Annotated in this window: 18 protein-coding genes; 15 read left to right on the top strand and 3 right to left on the bottom strand. The window is 42.1% G+C overall.

Going from position 1 to position 18,730, the window contains the following annotated elements:
- Positions 1–120: 120 nt before the first annotated feature.
- The 4 genes from IEW05_RS12740 to metG all read left to right on the top strand — a co-directional run bounded on the left by IEW05_RS12740 (position 121) and on the right by metG (position 5,549).
- Positions 121–2,283 carry a stalk domain-containing protein gene (locus IEW05_RS12740; RefSeq protein WP_188539259.1) on the top strand — a complete coding sequence of 721 codons (2,163 nt, stop codon included), beginning with the start codon at positions 121–123 and terminating at the stop codon, positions 2,281–2,283.
- Between the two features lie 194 nt (positions 2,284–2,477).
- The gene (locus tag IEW05_RS12735) at positions 2,478–2,939 is read left to right on the top strand and encodes a Fur family transcriptional regulator (RefSeq protein WP_188539257.1); all 462 of its coding nucleotides are present in this window, start codon (positions 2,478–2,480) and stop codon (positions 2,937–2,939) included.
- Position 2,940: 1 nt separating this feature from the next.
- On the top strand, positions 2,941–3,207 hold the full coding sequence (yidD, locus tag IEW05_RS12730) for a membrane protein insertion efficiency factor YidD (RefSeq protein WP_229753437.1): 267 nt from the start codon (positions 2,941–2,943) through the stop codon (positions 3,205–3,207).
- 335 nt (positions 3,208–3,542) lie between these two features.
- The gene (gene metG, locus IEW05_RS12725; protein WP_188540854.1) at positions 3,543–5,549 is read left to right on the top strand and encodes a methionine--tRNA ligase; all 2,007 of its coding nucleotides are present in this window, start codon (positions 3,543–3,545) and stop codon (positions 5,547–5,549) included.
- A gap of 94 nt (positions 5,550–5,643) precedes the next feature.
- On the opposite strand, the gene IEW05_RS12720 is transcribed toward metG, so the two are convergent.
- The gene (locus IEW05_RS12720; RefSeq protein WP_188539253.1) at positions 5,644–6,453 is read right to left on the bottom strand and encodes an undecaprenyl-diphosphate phosphatase; all 810 of its coding nucleotides are present in this window, start codon (positions 6,451–6,453) and stop codon (positions 5,644–5,646) included.
- Between the two features lie 208 nt (positions 6,454–6,661).
- On the opposite strand from IEW05_RS12720, the gene IEW05_RS12715 reads away from it, so the two are divergent.
- The 7 genes from IEW05_RS12715 (at position 6,662) to IEW05_RS12685 (ending at position 13,408) form a co-directional block, all read left to right on the top strand.
- Complete coding sequence (locus IEW05_RS12715) at positions 6,662–7,576, top strand: metal ABC transporter substrate-binding protein (protein WP_188540853.1); 915 nt, start codon at positions 6,662–6,664, stop codon at positions 7,574–7,576.
- Positions 7,577–7,607: 31 nt separating this feature from the next.
- Complete coding sequence (locus tag IEW05_RS12710; RefSeq protein ID WP_188539251.1) at positions 7,608–8,366, top strand: metal ABC transporter ATP-binding protein; 759 nt, start codon at positions 7,608–7,610, stop codon at positions 8,364–8,366.
- A gap of 98 nt (positions 8,367–8,464) precedes the next feature.
- Positions 8,465–9,268 carry a metal ABC transporter permease gene (locus tag IEW05_RS12705; RefSeq protein WP_188539249.1) on the top strand — a complete coding sequence of 268 codons (804 nt, stop codon included), beginning with the start codon at positions 8,465–8,467 and terminating at the stop codon, positions 9,266–9,268.
- Positions 9,269–9,298: 30 nt separating this feature from the next.
- A complete protein-coding gene (locus IEW05_RS12700; RefSeq protein ID WP_188539247.1) occupies positions 9,299–10,012 on the top strand; it encodes a cytochrome c biogenesis CcdA family protein in 714 nt (237 codons plus the stop codon).
- 119 nt (positions 10,013–10,131) lie between these two features.
- Positions 10,132–10,557, top strand: a complete 426-nt coding sequence (mntR, locus tag IEW05_RS12695) for a transcriptional regulator MntR (RefSeq protein WP_188539244.1) — start codon at positions 10,132–10,134, stop codon at positions 10,555–10,557.
- Positions 10,558–10,734: 177 nt separating this feature from the next.
- Entirely contained in the window at positions 10,735–12,369 is a 1,635-nt protein-coding gene (locus IEW05_RS12690; RefSeq protein ID WP_188539242.1) for a family 10 glycosylhydrolase, read from the top strand.
- Between the two features lie 70 nt (positions 12,370–12,439).
- Entirely contained in the window at positions 12,440–13,408 is a 969-nt protein-coding gene (locus tag IEW05_RS12685; protein WP_188539240.1) for a patatin-like phospholipase family protein, read from the top strand.
- Between the two features lie 25 nt (positions 13,409–13,433).
- On the opposite strand, the gene IEW05_RS12680 is transcribed toward IEW05_RS12685, so the two are convergent.
- Both IEW05_RS12680 and IEW05_RS12675 read right to left on the bottom strand, forming a co-directional pair.
- Positions 13,434–13,742: a hypothetical protein gene (locus IEW05_RS12680; protein ID WP_188539238.1), complete on the bottom strand. Its 309-nt coding sequence runs from the start codon at positions 13,740–13,742 to the stop codon at positions 13,434–13,436.
- A gap of 6 nt (positions 13,743–13,748) precedes the next feature.
- Entirely contained in the window at positions 13,749–14,744 is a 996-nt protein-coding gene (locus IEW05_RS12675; RefSeq protein ID WP_188539236.1) for a DUF1385 domain-containing protein, read from the bottom strand.
- Positions 14,745–14,880: 136 nt separating this feature from the next.
- On the opposite strand from IEW05_RS12675, the gene IEW05_RS12670 reads away from it, so the two are divergent.
- The 4 genes from IEW05_RS12670 to IEW05_RS12655 all read left to right on the top strand — a co-directional run bounded on the left by IEW05_RS12670 (position 14,881) and on the right by IEW05_RS12655 (position 18,574).
- A complete protein-coding gene (locus IEW05_RS12670) occupies positions 14,881–15,375 on the top strand; it encodes a YqhR family membrane protein (RefSeq protein ID WP_188539233.1) in 495 nt (164 codons plus the stop codon).
- 106 nt (positions 15,376–15,481) lie between these two features.
- Positions 15,482–16,555, top strand: coding sequence for a M24 family metallopeptidase (locus IEW05_RS12665; protein ID WP_188539231.1), 1,074 nt, complete (start codon positions 15,482–15,484; stop codon positions 16,553–16,555).
- Positions 16,556–16,609: 54 nt separating this feature from the next.
- Positions 16,610–17,167, top strand: coding sequence for an elongation factor P (efp, locus tag IEW05_RS12660; RefSeq protein WP_188539229.1), 558 nt, complete (start codon positions 16,610–16,612; stop codon positions 17,165–17,167).
- Between the two features lie 153 nt (positions 17,168–17,320).
- A complete protein-coding gene (locus IEW05_RS12655; protein ID WP_188539226.1) occupies positions 17,321–18,574 on the top strand; it encodes an aspartate kinase in 1,254 nt (417 codons plus the stop codon).
- Positions 18,575–18,730 lie beyond the last annotated feature (156 nt).

Raw genomic sequence — 18,730 nt, 5'->3', positions numbered from 1 at the left:
TTTTTCTACCGGTTTTTACATTGTTATAATATTTGGAGCAACTTTTCCCTTTTTACAGCGTTTAATATGTATGTGTAAAAATTGAAAGAGTCATAAATCGGAAGCAGAAGGAGTTAAGGCATGAATTTCAAGAGAATACTGATCACTGCGATATTGGTAACATCACAAGTGGCAATGGTCCTTCCTGTTAGTGCGGAAGAAGCACCCCTACAAGCTACAAATGTAACTGAACAAGTTTATCAGAATCAGAATCAAGTAGAGGATAACGATGTAGACTTAAATGCTGAGTTGGATGCAGAGAAAGCTCTTGAGAATGAAGAGCAGGGAACTGAGGGTGAAGTCCTTCCTCCTGTAACAGAGCCCGTGACAGATCCTGTAACTGACCCAATTGATCAAGGTAAGGCAGGAGCAGGAGCAGGCGAACTGATTCTGATGATGAACAGCAACAAGATGTATCAAAACGGCACTTTATATCTTGCGGGCAACCCAATGGAAGTTAAAAACGGAGTATCCTACGTTGCGATCCGGGCAATTGTGGAACGTGCCGGATTACAATTGAGTTTTGATAATAAGACCAAAGAAACAATTATTACACGAGGTAGCGACGAATTACGTTTCCAAATGAACAAAAGCAATTATAAAGTAAATGGTGTAGCTAAACCGATGAAAGGCATGTCCTATTCAGCAAAAAATAACTTCATGGTTCCACTGACAGCAATTACAAGTGCATTAAATATTCCTTATACAGTCGATCAGCCTGGTAAGCGGGTTATTCTGAGTCTTTCTACTAATCCAGTGGCTTCTTTTAGTGTGGGAAACAAAGAGATCGTTGCGGGTGAGACGGTTGTTCAATACAATACTAACTCTTATTCTCCGTCGGGACTTCAAATCGTTGAAGAGCAGTGGGAAGGTCGCGAAGATACTTTCACTACCCCGGGGAGTTATGTTGTAACTTATCGTGTCAAAGATTCCAATGGACAATGGAGTAATCCGTTCTCCCTTACTTTAAATGTCGTTAAGCCACATACACCACCAGTAGCTAATTTTACGACAGACAAAGACACTTACAAAATGGGTGAACTTATTACCTATACGGATTTAAGTACGGATGAAGAAAACTCGATTAAGGATCGGGTATGGGAAAATAAGGAACTGGCCTTCTTTAATCCAGGACGAACAACTATTCGCTTGAAAGTTGTAAATAAATACGGATTGTACTCAACAGTAGAGAAGACAATCACAATTACAGATGAAGTATTATATACCAGAGATGAATTTAATAAGATCTTTACCCCTGTTGGTGATAAATATACCTTTGATGGAACAGGAGTTCCAAGCTGGGATAAACTTAATTATACTTTCTCATCTGAGCCTACGACCTTGATCCGTGTTAACAGCCCGGAAACGGTATATTCTGATGGTCGTGTGTATACGGAAACAGCCAGCGGCAATACGCGTTTTATGATTCACCATGTGAATGCTACCGGTAAAAATGTGAAGATGTATGTCATTGCTACCAATAAGAATACGGAAACAACGCGTTTGACTCAAACTAATTTTGGTTTTGGTGGACCATCCCCATTTGCAACAGCGGCTGGAAAGGTTTCGGTTGATCGTTATTATAAATCGATGCAAACTGGCGATAAATACAAGGATGTATGGATTGCTCCAGGTGAAAGTAAAATTATCATGCCAGAGTTGAACGCTGTTGCCATGAAGCAGGGAGAGGTCATCTCTTTGTTCGCAGATTTATATAGTGATAATACCCTTCAATACGACGTCATCATGATTGATGCCAATAAGGATCCGTTCAAAACACTACCATATCTAAATTTACTAGATGAAGATGTGCATAACCGTGGGACTTATAAGGATGCAACTCGTATTATTGAATATGGGGATTTAGTTGGTAATTCGCCAGTTCGTCTTATGATAGGTGACAATTCTTTGGATCCATTCATAATCGGCACGGGTCCAAAAGGCGAATATAAAATGAATGCAGGTAATTTCGGGGTTGTCTACCATATCAAGTTATATCGTGTAGCACCAAATACATTGATTACCTTTAACCCTCGTGGGGGAAGATATTATGGATCTATCATGGTGAATGGAGACATTGTACAATTGTCGAGTTCGGGAAGTCTGTCTGCGCCGAATGAGAACAGTGTATTGTTCCGTTCAGGCGATCGTGAACAGACAGTGGAGTTCACATTCACAGCTGCACCAGGTAGTAACTTATCGGTGAACCTTCTTCTACAACCGATGCCGGAGATCAAACGTTAATAAACATTCAATCTCTTGAGAAACTTGATTTTCAGGATAAGAACGAAAAGGACGCGGGTTTTCATATCCGCGTCCTTTTTTAACATAGTCTATAGTCCTTTCGTAGCCTTCGAACATTGACGCTGTATGTATTTTGAGGCATTATTAGTAGAGATAAGGTATATGGTGCAAGGTTTAGACTGGAGGAAGGTCATATGTTGTCGACAGACCAAATAATCGGAGTTATGTCTAACCGGGGGTTACGGATTACGGACCAGCGGAAGAGTCTAGCCAGACTGTTCGCAGAGCAGGACGGTTATTTAACTCCCAAGGATGTATATGAATATATGGGGAAGCAGTATAGCGGACTCAGTTTTGATACAGTATATCGGAATCTACGCGTCATGGAAGAACTGGGAGTACTAGAACAAGTGATGTTTGAGGATGGCCTTAAATTCAGAGCTAGTTGTAATGAAGGTGACCATCATCATCATATGATTTGTTTACAATGCGAGAAGACGTACCCCATTCATTTTTGCCCTATGCCACTTACGGATGCACCGGATCAGTTTCAAGTGGTGAAGCATAAGTTTGAAGTTTTTGGATATTGTAAACTTTGTCGTCCAGAAGCTCAAGAAGGAACGCATTCAGAATCACATCAGGATGGAAACTCTTAACATGGCTGTCATGCGTAAAGTAGTTCAGGGACCTATTCATGTATATCGTAAATTCATTTCTCCTTTGAAGCCACCGACATGTCGTTTTTATCCAACTTGCTCTGCTTATGCGCTAGAGGCGATTGAGGTTCACGGGGCTCTAAAGGGTTCATGGCTTGCAGCGAGAAGGATCGTGAAATGTCATCCTTTTCATCCCGGAGGGATAGATCTTGTTCCTCCCAAGTCAAATACAGCTAAGAAACAACATGAAGAAGATGAGATAACTTGACAGGGTTACTATCTTTTCTTAATATTAGTCATATACATTTCCGATGAATGGATAAGTACAAGGAAGGGATTCAGCAACAGAGAGCCGGGGGAGCTGCAAACCGGTCTGAATTGGCTTTGGAACATGGTCCTGGAGGAATCGCTTTCGAGCCTACGGCATCTGCCTATGGTAAGGGAATGACGCGTAATCCGGCGTTAATGGAGGGTCGTAAAGACCGACAGAGCCCGTTGTCTGCGAAGACATGGGGAATTTGGGTGGTAACACGTGAGCAATCTCTCGTCCCATTAGGGGTGAGAGTTTTTTTGTATGCCCATAAACTTAAGGAGGAAGAACTAATGTCAACAAACAAAACGTTCTATATTACTACACCGATATATTATCCGAGCGATAAATTGCATATCGGGCATGCTTACACTACCGTCGCAGGAGATGCAATGGCGCGCTATAAAAGGTTGCGTGGGTACGACGTCCATTATTTGACGGGAACCGATGAACATGGACAGAAGATCGAGCGTAAAGCTCAGGAGAAGGGGAAGACACCTCAACAATTCGTCGATGACATCGTTGTTGGGATTAAGGAATTATGGAAGAAGCTTGATATTTCTTATGATGATTTTATTCGTACAACAGAACCCCGTCATAAGATCGTTGTAGAGGAAATATTCGATCGATTGTTGAAACAAGGCGATATTTATAAAGGGGAGTACGAAGGATGGTACAGTATTCCTGATGAAACCTACTATACAGAAACACAACTCGTGGATGTTGTACGCGATGACAAGGGCGTAATCGTTAGTGGTAAAAGTCCGGAAAGCGGACATCCGGTGGAGCTGGTAAAAGAGGAATCTTATTTCTTCCGGATGAGTAATTATGTGGATCGACTATTGAAGTACTATGAGGATAACCCAGGCTTTATTCAACCTGAATCTCGTAAGAATGAAATGATTAACAATTTCATCAAGCCAGGCCTAGAAGATTTGGCGGTATCCCGTACGACGTTTGAATGGGGAGTTAAAGTTAAAGGAGATCCAAAACATGTAGTCTATGTTTGGATTGATGCTTTGTCTAACTATATTACTGCGCTCGGATACGGTACGGACCAAGATGAGCAGTTTCAAAAATTTTGGCCAGCGGACGTTCATTTGGTTGGCAAGGAGATCGTTCGTTTCCATACGATTTATTGGCCAATCATGTTGATGGCGCTTGATCTTCCACTTCCAAAGAAAGTGTTTGGACACGGATGGTTGCTTACTAAGGAAGGTAAAATGTCCAAATCTAAGGGTAATGTGGTAGATCCTAACTTGCTCATTGACCGTTATGGTTTGGATGCAGCTCGGTATTATTTCCTTCGTGAGGTGCCGTTTGGCTCAGATGGAGCATTTACACCGGAAAGCTTTGTTGAACGTGTAAATTCTGACCTTGCTAATGATTTGGGTAACTTGCTTAATCGTACTGTTGCAATGGTTAATAAGTATTTTGACGGCAGTGTTCCGGTTTATAAGGGTCAAGTTACGGCTTTTGATCAGGAACTCACGGATATGTCGCTTCGGACGATTCAAAAAGTGGAGGAAGTGATGGAGAATTTAGAATTCTCTGTAGCCCTTACCGCAATTGGAGCTTTCATTAGTCGAACCAATAAATATATTGATGAAACACAGCCATGGACCTTGGCAAAAGATGAATCCAAACGCGAGGAACTTGCTTCTGTTATGGTTCATCTTGTAGAGTCACTACGGATTGCTTCCATTTTGTTGCAGCCTTTCTTAACGAAAGCCCCGTCAAGAATTTGGGAACAACTAGGTATCACTGCGGGCGAATTGACAACTTGGGAAAGTGCTAAGACTTTTGGTATTACTCCTGAAGGAACGAAGCTAGGTATAGGGGAGCCGATCTTCCCTCGTCTTGATGGGGAGCAGGAAGTTGCTTTTATTGTGAATGCGATGAATGCTGGAGCACCAGCTCTTGCAACTGAGGTAGCGAAGTCTTCTGCTGCTGAGGTCGTTAAACCAGAACCTAAGGATGAAATCGGAATCGACGATTTCGCTAAAGTCGAGCTTCGTGTGGCAGAGGTCATCGCTTGTGAACCAGTACCTAAAGCCGACAAACTGCTCAAACTGCAATTAGATTTAGGGTTCGAGCGTCGTCAAGTGGTCTCCGGTATTGCTAAATTCTACAAACCGGAAGAACTTGTTGGCCGTAAGGTCATTTGTGTCACTAATTTGAAGCCAGTGAAGCTGCGCGGTGAATTGTCTCAAGGTATGATCCTAGCTGCTTCAGAAGGCGATAATCTTTCTCTGGCGACGGTTCCGGATAGTATGCCTAACGGCGCAATTGTGAAATAAAGTTTAGATATAGAAAAACAGCGAGTCTCGTGAGACTTGCTGTTTTTGTTGTTTGAAATGTATCCATAAGAAACATACTTCGAAAGTATCGCTTCTAGAGAAAAATTAGTACAGATAACCCTGCAATAACGCAGTAAATGGAGAATACAGCTAGGTTACCTTTGGCCATAATGTTCATGAACCATTTTAATGCAAAGTATGTGGCAACAAGGGAACACAAAAATGCGGCAGCATAAGGCAATAGTAATTGTGAGATTTGTGGATCGTTCACTAAATCTTTAGCTGTGAGAATCATTCCACCTACGCTGACCGGAATATAAAGAAAAAACGAGAACTTCAGGGCGGTTTCCTGCTTCCAACCAAGTAGCATTGCGGTAACAATCGTTGAACCTGAACGGCTGATCCCAGGTATCAGAGCGATGGCTTGGGTCAGACCTACGAGAAAAGTATCACGGAGAGACAGATCTTTATCTCCCTTTTTACCTCGTAAATTACGTATAATCCACAAGGCTAATGCTGTGACTAGTAAGGCGATACCGATCGTGGTCATTCCTTTGAACAAATCGCCAATCGCATCACTATACAAGTACCCCAGCACAGCGGCTGGTATCGTTGCTAGAATTAGATACAGGCCCATACGGAAATCGGCATAATCACGAGTTTCACGTTTCGCTATGTAGCGGAAGAATGAGATGATTAGTTTTGAGAGATCCTTACGATATATCCACACGATGGCTAAGAGCGAAGCAGTATTAACCAATACCTCAAAGCTCATACCCTCTATATGAATTCCAAATAATCTCTCTACGATAATGAGATGGCCGCTTGAAGAGACGGGAATAGGTTCGGTTATCCCTTGAATGAGGCCTAGTAGAGCATATTTAAGTACTTCCCAAAAGTCCAAACTGAATTCTCCTCTCTTTCTTAATAGTATGAAAAAACTCACTTCACCATGTTAATGGGTGAATGGTTGTTTGTCAAAGATAGGAGATGAATTACCTAGGTTGACAACCTCAAGCGAATGCCCCTATAATCCTTATAGTAATTATTACGATTAAGAAGGGAAGAGGCTAGTGACTTCATATAAAAATAAAGTTTGGAAATTTTCTTTGATGATGGTCGTGGCACTAGTTCTCCTCACTGGATGCGGCAAGAGTCAGGGTGGAGGAATAGTAGCAGGGAAGGTTAATGTGGTGACAAGCTTTTATCCTATATATGAGTTTGCCAAGGAAATAGGAGGAGAAGAAGCGAATGTGATTAATCTGTTGCCAACGGGTGTGGAGCCGCACGAATGGACACCTCGTAGCCAAGATATTATGAATACATCTAAAGCTGAACTGTTTCTTTATAATGGAGCGGGATTGGAAGGTTGGGTACCCAATTTCATGAAGGGGCTGGGGAGTCAATCGAAAGTGAAGTCGATCCAAGTTAGTGAGGGCATTTCGCTTATAGAGGCGGATGGAGAAGACGAGCACGATCATGATCATGGTGAGACAGCAGATCATCATTTGGATCCACATACTTGGGTTAGTCCTAAGTCAGCGATCATTATGGCTGAAAATATAAAAAACAGCTACATAGACGTCGATCCTGCTCATAAGGATGGTTATGAAACACGATATGCGGCTTTACGTGATAAATTGGAACAATTGGACATGAAATTTACAGAAGAGTTGTCTAAGACTACAAAAAAAGAGATTGTCGTATCTCATCAATCGTTTGGCTATTTGTGTCGCGATTATGGATTATCACAGCATGCGATTATGGGTCTATCCCCTGAAGCTGAGCCAAGAGCGCAAGATCTCGTAGCATTATCTAAACTTGTGAAGGATGAGGGTATACAGTATATCTTTTTCGAAGAACTAGTATCGGATAAGTTGGCAAAGACTCTTGCTGCAGAAACAGGAGTGCAGACGATGGTTCTGAATCCTGTTGAAGGGTTAACAAAAGAGCAGGAGCAAGCAGGAGATACGTATTTCACCTTAATGGAGAAAAACTTACAAAATCTAATTCAAGTATTACAATAAAGCTGAATTTTGAACTGGAAGGATGGCCACGATGAAATCAAATAGCGCCGCTAACACGGCATTTTGTCACGATAAAATAATTGAACTTGACGGTGTTTCCTTCTCCTATAATGATCAAAAAGTGATCTCCGACTTCAGTTTTGGAGTGAATGAGCGTGATTTTGTCGGCGTGATCGGCTCCAATGGAGCTGGGAAGACCACATTGCTGCGCATGATGGTTGGACTTCTAGAGCCGACTAAGGGAGAAATCAAGATGTTTGGTCAGCCGATCAAACGCTTCCGAGACTGGGATCGGATTGGATACGTACCGCAGAAGAACTCGTTTAACCCGTTATTCCCAGCCACGGTACGGGAAGTGGTGTTGTCTGGATTGTATAGTAATAAGAAGATCTTCCGCCGGGTTGGACGGGAGGACCAACAGAAGTGTGATGACGCCCTTGAAGTTATGAAGATTAGTAACCTTGCTGATAAACGAATTGGACAGCTGTCAGGTGGACAGCAGCAACGTGTATTTCTAGCTAGAGCGTTAATTAATCATCCTGATCTGCTTATTCTCGATGAACCAACGGTCGGAATTGATGCGCAAACACAACGAGACTTCTTTGAACTTATCTTTCATTTACACGCCCATCATCATATGACTTTCCTGATGGTATCACATGATATCGAAATCATTGAGGGCTACTTGGGTCAGGAACCACGTGATCAATGTGGCGCAATTAAGTTATATGTACGACATTCTCATGAGCAGGAATGTGCTATTCCTGACTTGCAGCACTCGCTTACTTAATTTTTTAATACATGGATTGAAATAGTTTTGCTTCGCAAAACTTAAGATAATGCTTACGAAGTAGTTTTGCTTCGCAAAACTTTAAGGAGTTGTGATTCTTGGAAATATTAACGGTTGATTTCTTTCAAAGAGCGTTGGCAGGTGGTCTCTTGATCGGCCTTACTGCCCCCCTGATTGGTATTTTTTTAGTTCTTAGACGATTATCAATGATTGGGGACACGCTAGCTCACGTCACCATAGCGGGTGTAGCTTTAGGTTTCCTCATTGAGGTGTATCCAGTAGGCATGGGGCTGATCTTTGCTGTGATCGCCTCATTTGCTATTGAGAAGCTACGTAAGGCCTATAAGAGCTACGCTGAACTATCTATCGCGATCATTATGTCGGGAGGCGTAGCGCTCGCGTCATTGTTCTTTACACTCGGTATGGGTTACAATACGGATGTCGTTAGTTATTTGTTCGGAAGTATTTATACGTTAGATACGACAGATCTGTATGTTGTAGGTGCTGTGACCGTTGTTGTAGTTATAGTAATTTCTCTGTTCTTCAAAGAATTCTTCCTACTCTCGTTCGAAGAGGATGCAGCCGCTGTGAGTGGGTTGCCAGTTAAGTTGCTAAACATGCTCATCACCATTATGACCGCACTAGTTATTAGCACTGCGATCAAGATTGTTGGAGCGTTACTAGTATCCGCATTACTTACAATACCTGCTGCTTGTAGTCTGATTATTGCAAGGAGTTTTAAAACCTCGGTTATTTACTCTGTAATCATTGCCGAAATTGCTGTTGTATTAGGATTAATGATCGCAGGAATATGGAATTTAGCACCTGGAGCAACTATTGTACTACTTCTGATCGCCATGTTAATATTAACCCTTCTCGGTAAAAGAGGTTTTAAAGTATAAGAAGAAAGTATAGATAGCTTGGAGGTAATTATGGCTGATCTCAATGTTTGGCTGGCTTTTGGTGCGGGCGTGGCTTCTTTTATTTCACCATGCTGTCTGCCTCTTTATCCGTCTTATTTATCGTATATTACTGGTATGTCGGTACAAACATTGAAGAACGAGCAGAGTCGGCGGGAAGTTCGTTTCCGAACGATGACTCATACGCTGGCGTTCATTCTTGGGTTCTCGGTTGTATTTTACACGCTAGGGTTTGGCGCAGGACTATTCGGTGATTTTTTTAACGCCAATCGTAGCTTAATCCGTCAGCTTTCCGCCATTTTAATCATTGTCATGGGTTTATTTTTACTTGGCATTTTTCAACCCCAGTTTCTACTTAAAGAACGAAAAATGAATATGAAGTTTAAGCCGTCTGGATATTTGGGTTCTTTTATATTCGGAATCGGCTTTTCTGCGGGGTGGTCTCCTTGCGTCGGACCAATTCTAGCTGCGATTATTGCGCTTGCTGCGAGTGAACCGGGAGTCTGGTTAAGTATGATCACCGCCTATACGATCGGCTTTGCACTGCCTTTCTTTGTATTGGCCTTCTTTATTGGGTCAACGAGATGGATCGTTCGCTATTCGGGCATCATGATGAAAGTCGGTGGAGCACTAATGTTGCTCATGGGCGTACTCCTATTTACTAATCGGATGTCACAAATTACGATCTGGTTACAGCAAATTACACCTGAGTGGCTTAAGTTTTAAGTAACAGGTTAAACTTGGTGTGCACTTGCCAAGGGATAAGCATAACATGTATCATAAATAGAGTAGTGTTTTGCCAAGGTTAAGCTACCGTTAACTCATGGAAAAGAGGTTATCAACAGATGCCAACGCCCAGCATGGAGGATTATTTGGAGCGTATCTATAAACTGATCGATGAAAAGGGATATGCTAGAGTTTCAGATATTGCAGAGGGACTGGAGGTTCATCCATCTTCAGTGACTAAGATGATTCAGAAATTGGACAAGGATGAGTATTTGATTTATGAGAAATATCGAGGATTAGTGTTAACGAGTAAAGGTAAAAAGGTAGGTAAAAGACTCGTTGACCGCCATCATTTGCTGGAAGAATTTCTGGGGATGATCGGTGTTGAGCATGATAATATTTATAAGGATGTTGAGGGAATTGAACATCACTTAAGCTGGGACTCCATCACACGAATTTCCACACTTGTTGAATACTTCAAACGTGATAGTTCTCGAATCGATGATCTTAATAATGTACATCAGGAAATTCTAGCGGAATCTTAATACAATAAGTACTCGTGTTTATAGTCCGTCAAGTTGAAGCGATCTGCACTCGGTATTAACCGATGACAGGTCGCTTCTTTTATTTGTTCACCCAAAACCGCAACTCTTGTAACCTAGATAACGTTAAAAGAAGGTAGGAGATTTTTCGTACAAATAATAGAATCCTGGAGGTTACTGATGAAATTTTTGCGCACATGGCTTACTCCTCTTCTTATTCTGATTATGTTTTCTTCCGCAACGGGTCAGGTGGGGGCAGCATCATCCCGCGACATTACGATTTATTTGGACGGAGTATCTTTAGCTAGTGATACTGCTCCTTATATCAAACCCAAAGAGAACGTTACGATGGTCCCGCTTCGTGTGATTAGTGAAGGACTGGGGGCATCGATCAATTGGTCGCAGGCTGCAAAGAGTGTAACAATCATTAAAGACGGAAATACAATAGTGCTTCGTATTGGGAATAAGACAGCTCAAGTTAATGATAGTCTTATAGGTTTGGATGTATCGGTTGAGATTGTAAGTGGTCGAACGATGGTCCCACTTCGCTTTGTTAGCGAGCAATTGGGGCTAAATGTAGAGTGGAATCAGAAGCTCCAAACCATTAATCTGACCACTAATCATGATGTTATAGATCCACCAGGCAACGAACAACCTGGAACCACACCGCCAGTAACTGAGGAACCGCCAATTACAGGAGGTAACAAAGCTGAACTTCGTGGCGCTTGGATTTCTACGGTATTTAATTTGGATTGGCCTAGTAAAGCCTCAAGTGGCAAAATTGAAACTCAAAAGAATGAATACATTAAACAACTTGATCAATTACAAAGTATGGGGTTAAATGCGGTGTTTGTTCAAGTACGTCCTTCAGCCGACGCAATTTATCCTTCGAATCTGGTTCCATGGACTTCTTTCCTAACAGGAACTGCTGGTAAGGATCCGGGATATGATGCTCTGCGATTTATGATTGAAGAGACACATCGTCGGGGGATGGAGTTCCATGCATGGTTCAATCCGTTCCGAGCGAGCACAGGAATTGAAACTAGTATTTTACCAGAGAATCACGTCACGAAAATGCATCCCGATTGGATCGTTAAGTTCGAGAGCACTTTGTACATTAACCCGGGAATTCCAGAAGCACGGCAGCACATTATTGACGTGATCATGGAAGTTGTGGAAAAGTACGATATCGATGGGGTACATTTAGATGACTATTTCTACCCGACGGGCGAGACAGCATCCAAAAAGTTTAATGATGATAGCACTTATAAAACTTATAACTATAATCAAATTAGCAATAAAGGCGATTGGAGACGGGACAATATCAATGATTTTGTCCGCGATCTTGGTCAAAGTATTCATGGTGCAAAGCCTAATGTGTCCTATGGTATTAGTCCATTTGGGGTCTGGCGGAACAAAGCGACCGATCCGACGGGTTCGAATACGAAAGCGGGAATTACCGCTTATGACAACTACTATGCTGATGTACGTACCTGGATTCAGAACGGATGGGTCGATTATGTTGCTCCGCAGTTGTACTGGAGTTTGTCGCGCAATGAGGTTCGTTACGACATTCTGGCTGACTGGTGGGCCAGCGAAGTTAAAGGTACGAACGTGAAGTTATATATCGGTCATGCGCCATACAAACTCGGAACGAGTGAGGTTGGATGGAATTCTGCATCTGAGATTATCAATGAATTGAAATATAATGAAACGATTCCTGAAATTAAGGGAAGTATATTTTTTAGCGCGAAAGATTTGCTGAAAAATCCATTAGGACTTATTCCATTATTACAGTCATATTTCGGATCTTAAAATAGCATACAGACAGCCCCCGACAACATACATAAGAGTAGACTTAGGTATGGATTGGGGGCTTTTTCTTATGTTGATCAATGGTGTGTTTGAAGGTGGTGGCGTAAAAGGGATCTCTTTAGCGGGAGCAGTCCGGGCATCGGAACTGTATGGTGCAAGATTTCATCGGGTGGCAGGAACTTCATCGGGTTCGATCGTAGCATCACTCATTGCATCGGGTCACGCAGCAGAAGAAATGAAGAACATTATTATGTCTACTTCGTTTACTCACTTTTTGAAGAGATCGGCAATATTCAATACAGCTCTTCTGGGGCCTGCGTTACGTGTACTGCTTAAGAAAGGGCTATATTCGGGCGAGGCACTTGAAGAATGGATGCGGCAAATTTTAAAGGTTAAAGGGGTCCGAACATTCGGAGACTTGGAAAAGGGTAAACTGACCATTATTGCATCAGATATTACAAGAGGAAGGATTCTAATTCTTCCAGATGATTTACCCAAAATGGGAATTAATCCAGATACCTTCGAAATAGCAAAAGCCGTGCGAATGAGCTGTAGTATCCCTTACTTCTTTGATCCCGTACTCTTACGATTACCTTCTAAGCAAACCAAAGGTAAACCATTCGCTGGTCAATTTCTTCACATCGTTGATGGAGGGCTGCTGAGCAATTTTCCTTTATGGCTATTTGACGAGGATTGTAAAAGAAAAAGTGGAAAGATGATTCCGACAGTAGGTTTTCAAATGGTAGGGAAGAATAGTAATCAACCGCATGTAATTAGAGGACCATTTAGTATGCTGCAAGCGCTGGTTGAGACGATGTTATCGGCGCATGATGAAAGATATATTGAGCAATCCAATCGCTATCGGACGGTTAAGATCCCCACTTTAGGTGTAGGTACAACCCAGTTTGATATCGACAAAAAAGAAAGCCTGCTGCTTTATGAATCCGGGCTAATGGCCGGTAATCGCTTTTTCGAGGACTGGAATGTCCAGTATTACGAAAAGCAGTTCATAAAGTATCAGCAGACTTCAGAAAAGTAATAAGTTAAAGGTTAATCAAAGCGAATCAGTGATATTTAGGTGTATCATCGTTTTTTCCTTTTTGGCCTTCGATGACCTGAAAAGGATAATGCTTGCGTTTCTCCGGTGTAGATTGACGTCTTTCCGCATTGACCTTAGCCATTGTGCGAGCTGACGGTTTAACTTTGGGAGTTGCTGGTCTTCTATATTTCTTTGGCGGAAATTTATAGAGTAAGAACACGACCCCGAAAACGATAAGCGGCGGGAGAATATAACCTAAGTTGAATCCTCCTCCTACAATTCCGAAAACCGCGAGTCCGATGGTAATCCAGAAAATCATAAACTCCTTCTTCATACCCCATCATCCTTTCACAGGATCCAAAGTGGAATGGCCTAGAGGCGATTCCAATACACCTTCTTGCTCCAAACGGGCGTCTAATTCACGCATCCGATTAAATGAGGCAATAGACACTTCTACTTGATCGTCAGTTGGTTCTTTGGTTGTTAGAAGTTGTAACCATAACCCAGGATACCCGAGAAAGCGTAACACAGGAAGATCTCGTACAGCATTCGTCAGACGCAGCATTTCAAAGGAAATGCCGATAACTAATGGAAGCAATAGTATGCGGATATACATCCGTTCCCATACGTTATCCCAACTAAAGAAAGAATAAACAATGACGCCAACGATAACGGTTAGAATGATAAAGCTACTGCCACAACGATAGTGAAGACGACTATATTTTTGAACGTTCTTAGGAGTGAGTTCTTCACCGTTCTCATAGGCGGTAATGACTTTATGTTCAGCACCATGATATTGAAACAAGCGTTTGATTACCGGTGTTAGTGTCATGAGCCATAAATAACATAGGAGAAGTACAATTTTGATAATGCCTTCCACCAAAGTATGCAAGACACGATTGTCAAATGCATGCTGAAACAAATATTGTTCCAGTAACGCAGGGACAAGCGTGAATATGAGTTTACCTGCAATGAATGAAAGAATACCGGCAACAGCCACACCGACAATCATCGATAGAGAGAAACCGGACTCTTCTTTTTCTTTTTGCTGAGCACGTTCTTCTGGTGACGTTTCATCATCAGCCAAAGCTTCAGCTGAGTAATTTAAGTGTTTGGAGCCTTTGGCACTAGAATCGATAATACTGACTAGTCCACGGATTAACGGGATTCTACGAAGTCGTTTTACCCAAGTTTTATCTTGCTTTGGTACTTCCAAAAAGGTGATTTCTCCGCTCTTTCGGCGGACTGCTGTTACATTGACATGTTTGCCGCCAAACATGACGCCTTCGATGACGGCTTGACCACCGTATATAGCTGGTTTAGATTCTTGAGGCAAATATTTCACCTTCCCTAATGTTAATGAGTCCATTGTATCGAATTTTGAGAGCAAATTCTAGTTTGTTTAGTCTTTTAAAAATTGGTCATACTAAATGCGAATTTGATATGGAACAATTTTAAAGGAGAATCAAAATATGACTCAGCATCAGCAAAACAGCAAAAAGGTCACAAACATTTGGTTGTTTGCTTTGAATATTGGCTTTTTTGCAGGTCTTATATGGGGAGGAATTAAGGGCTTATTTTATTATATGCGCTTTACGACAGTGCTGCCAGGATATTTACTTGAACCATTTTTTAAACAAAAATTTCTAAATAGCGGGCCTGGATATTACGTTGGTTGGTTAGGGTTTATCGTATTCTCAATCATAGTGACGCTCATATACACTCTGTGTCTCCGTAAACTTAAGGGACCTATTCCCGGTCTTCTGTATGGGATCTTCTGGTGGATCATTATATTCCTTCTTATTGGCCCTTTGACTCATATGACGATTCCCTTTAAGGAGCTGTCAGTTAACACCGCGATCAGTGAGTTTTGTCTCTATTTATTATGGGGGTTATTTATCGGATATACGGCAGCCGTAGAATACAATGATGAAAGACAACGAGAACCGGAGAATGCGTACCAATAGGGACAAAAAGCTTCTCAATTGACTCCTTTTTATGTTAAAATTACTTTTGGTTAATTCACAGGATAGATGCGTAAAGTAATGAATGGACTGAAAAGGGGCGCATATGATGGCGAACACTCGTGTTATTCGGCTTCGGGAAGCTCTCGAGCTTCAAAATTTGGAAGCCATATTGATTACTGGAGAAGTGAATCGCCGCTATTTAACGGGGTTTACTGGAAGTTCCGGATATGTTCTGATTACAGGACAGAAAGCCTATTTGTTAACAGATTTCCGATATATGGTACAGGCTTCCGAACAGGCTACAGGTTTCGAGATTGTTGAGCATGCTGCTTCGGTTACGGATACGCTCAAGGAGCTCCTACAAGTGGGGCAAATAAGTCGACTTGGCTTCGAAGATGAGAATGTTGTGTACTCTACATATCGGAACTATGAGACTGAATTAAGTCCCTGTCAGCTTATTCCGGCAGCTGGACTCGTGGAAGGACTGCGAGTTTATAAGGACGATGAAGAATTGGCTATCATGAAAGAGGCGGCAGATCTTGCTGACCGAACTTTCCATCATATGCTAGGGATTCTTAGACCTGGTGTTACGGAATTGGACATGGCTCTTGAAATGGAGATCTTCATGCGCAAGAATGGAGCTACTTCAAGTTCATTCGATACGATTATAGCATCCGGTGAACGTTCTGCTCTTCCTCACGGGGTAGCGAGTGAGCGAGTTATCAAGGGTAATGAATTCGTGAAAATGGATTTTGGTGCTCTTTTGAACGGTTACTGCTCGGATATTACTCGTACGGTGGTTTTAGGAACTCCAAGTCCGAAGCACCGTGAAATTTACGACATTGTTCTGGAAGCACAGCTACACACGCTTGAACATCTTCGTCCTGGCATGACAGGAAGAGAAGCTGATGCTTTAGCTCGTGATGTGATTACACGTTACGGCTATGGTGATCAATTTGGTCACAGTACAGGTCATGGTCTAGGTATGGAAGTGCATGAGGCACCAAGGTTATCCAAACTTAGCGATACGGTACTTCAACCAGGAATGGTCGTTACAGTTGAACCAGGTATTTATTTGCCAGGTTTTGGCGGCGTCCGAATTGAAGATGATGTTGTCATTACGGAGAGCGGGATTCGCCGTTTAACCGAGTCAACAAAGGATTTTACCGTAATTGCATAGAAGTTATGATATATTTTATTAATAAATGTTAACTTTACCTGAGGAGGTTCTCTATTGATTTCAGTAAATGATTTTAAAACAGGCTTGACCGTCGAAGTAGACGGCGATATTTATACGGTGCTTGACTTTCAGCACGTTAAACCAGGGAAGGGCGCAGCATTTGTCCGTTCCAAATTAAAAAACCTTCGTAACGGTAACACCGTAGAAAAAACGTTCCGTGCCGGTGAAACGATCGGACGAGCTCAAATCGAAAACCGTGATGTACAGTATCTATATGCAAGTGGTTCGGAGCATTCCTTCATGGACAATGAAACTTATGATCAATTTACATTGACTTCTGAACAGTTGAAGTGGGAACTTAACTTCCTGAGAGAGAACATGAATGTAAAAATCGTCAGCTATCAAGGTGAAATTCTGGGGATTAACTTGCCGAACAGTGTTGAACTGCGCGTTGTTGAGACTGAACCAGGAATTAAAGGAAATACAGCTACTGGTGCAACGAAGAATGCTAAACTTGAGACAGGCCATAACGTTCAAGTACCTTTATTCATCAATGAGGATGATATATTGTTGATTGATACTCGTGAAGGTAAATACATTTCCCGCGCATAGTTGGGGTTATGTCACTGTATCTCCAAATCTCCAAAAAAAGTTCCTCCTCCATCCATTATTGGTGGAGGAATTTTTTTATTCGTATTATACTGTTTTAAAGCGTTACTGATTTAGTGAGTGGAATGTGGAAGATCATATTAGGGAGGGTCTGACTTGGCTTTATATGTTATGAAATTCGGAGGTAGCTCCGTAGGGGATACAGAGCGCATGAAGCGTGTCGCAAGACGCGTCGTAGAGAAGCAAGATGAGGGCCATCAAGTCGTAGTTGTTGTTTCTGCGATGGGTGATACGACAGATGATTTAATTGATCAAGCTAGATTGTTAAATGAAGAACCACCATTACGTGAGATGGATATGCTGATGACAAATGGTGAGCAAATTTCGATTGCTTTGTTATCCATAGCGATTCATGCACTTGGCAAGAACGCAGTTTCCTTTACGGGCTGGCAAGCTGGTTTTCGTACGGAGCCGGTTCATGGCAAAGCCCGTATTATAGATATTCAGCCGGAGCGTGTTCAGCAGGCCCTAGACGCTGGAAACATCGTCGTTGTCGCTGGTTTCCAAGGGATGACGGAAGATGGGGAAATTACAACGTTTGGACGTGGCGGTTCGGATACGACTGCTGTAGCTCTTGCTGCGGCAATTTCCGCAGATTTCTGTGAAATATATACGGATGTAGACGGTATTTATTCCACTGATCCACGAATTGTAAAGAATGCTCGTAAGCTTTCGGAAATATCCTACGATGAAATGCTAGAGTTGGCTAATTTGGGGGCGGCTGTATTACATCCCCGTGCTGTAGAGTATGCGAAGCACAATCAGGTTTGTCTAGTCGTTCGTTCAAGCTTTAATCATAATGAAGGTACTGTCGTTAAGGAGGAAGTCAATATGGAGCAAGGTGTAGTTGTCAGTGGAATAGCCTATGATAAGAACGTAGCCCGGATTAGTATATTAGGGGTTTCTCATGTTCCTGGTGTATTAGCCAAAGTATTCGGCTCACTTGCAAATGCCAAGATTGATGTAGATATCATTGTACAAAGTGGTGTTCAGGACGGGAAAGCAGATTTCTCCTTCACTGTAGGCCTCTCTGATCGAGAGAAAGCACTCAGTGTAATCAACAATATTCGCGGAGAAGTTCCATTCGAGGATATCACCTCGGAAGATGGGCTCGTTAAGGTGTCCATCGTTGGCGCAGGTATGGTCAGTCATCCAGGGGTTGCAGCGCAAATGTTTGATGTTATCTCGAAGCAAGAGGTTAACATTAAAATGGTTAGCACCTCAGAAATTAAATGTTCTTGCGTTATCGAAGGTAGCAAATTGAATGAAGTTGTGAAAGCACTGCATACTGCCTATGGCCTTGATACCAAAGATCAGGTTTTTGTAGGTGGACCAGAGGATAGACGTTAAAATTTAGGAGGGTCAGTTTTTCCCCCTATATGCAGAACGAGCCTTAGAAGAGATTCTAGAGGCTCGTTCTTTTAATTTCATGTTCTGATTTTAGTAGACCTGCGGTTATTATTGCAGGTCTTTTTTTGTGCCTGCAAAAAGATTTTTTAATAATCT

This window comes from Paenibacillus segetis (assembly GCF_014639155.1).
GTDB classification, from domain to species: domain Bacteria; phylum Bacillota; class Bacilli; order Paenibacillales; family Paenibacillaceae; genus Fontibacillus; species Fontibacillus segetis.
Note: the sequence above shows the minus strand (reverse complement) of the source record. Positions and strands in the feature narration are given on the sequence as shown.

What these genes read in the sequence shown, in the direction of transcription:
- IEW05_RS12740 (WP_188539259.1), top strand. Translation starts at nt 121, where the DNA reads ATGAATTTCAAGAGAATACTGATCACTGCGATATTGGTAACATCACAA.
- IEW05_RS12735 (WP_188539257.1), top strand. Translation starts at nt 2,478, where the DNA reads ATGTTGTCGACAGACCAAATAATCGGAGTTATGTCTAACCGGGGGTTA.
- yidD (WP_229753437.1), top strand. Translation starts at nt 2,941, where the DNA reads ATGGCTGTCATGCGTAAAGTAGTTCAGGGACCTATTCATGTATATCGT.
- metG (WP_188540854.1), top strand. Translation starts at nt 3,543, where the DNA reads ATGTCAACAAACAAAACGTTCTATATTACTACACCGATATATTATCCG.
- IEW05_RS12715 (WP_188540853.1), top strand. Translation starts at nt 6,662, where the DNA reads ATGATGGTCGTGGCACTAGTTCTCCTCACTGGATGCGGCAAGAGTCAG.
- IEW05_RS12710 (WP_188539251.1), top strand. Translation starts at nt 7,608, where the DNA reads ATGAAATCAAATAGCGCCGCTAACACGGCATTTTGTCACGATAAAATA.
- IEW05_RS12700 (WP_188539247.1), top strand. Translation starts at nt 9,299, where the DNA reads ATGGCTGATCTCAATGTTTGGCTGGCTTTTGGTGCGGGCGTGGCTTCT.
- mntR (WP_188539244.1), top strand. Translation starts at nt 10,132, where the DNA reads ATGCCAACGCCCAGCATGGAGGATTATTTGGAGCGTATCTATAAACTG.
- IEW05_RS12690 (WP_188539242.1), top strand. Translation starts at nt 10,735, where the DNA reads ATGAAATTTTTGCGCACATGGCTTACTCCTCTTCTTATTCTGATTATG.
- IEW05_RS12685 (WP_188539240.1), top strand. Translation starts at nt 12,440, where the DNA reads ATGTTGATCAATGGTGTGTTTGAAGGTGGTGGCGTAAAAGGGATCTCT.
- IEW05_RS12680 (WP_188539238.1), bottom strand. Translation starts at nt 13,742, where the DNA reads ATGAAGAAGGAGTTTATGATTTTCTGGATTACCATCGGACTCGCGGTT.
- IEW05_RS12670 (WP_188539233.1), top strand. Translation starts at nt 14,881, where the DNA reads ATGACTCAGCATCAGCAAAACAGCAAAAAGGTCACAAACATTTGGTTG.
- IEW05_RS12665 (WP_188539231.1), top strand. Translation starts at nt 15,482, where the DNA reads ATGGCGAACACTCGTGTTATTCGGCTTCGGGAAGCTCTCGAGCTTCAA.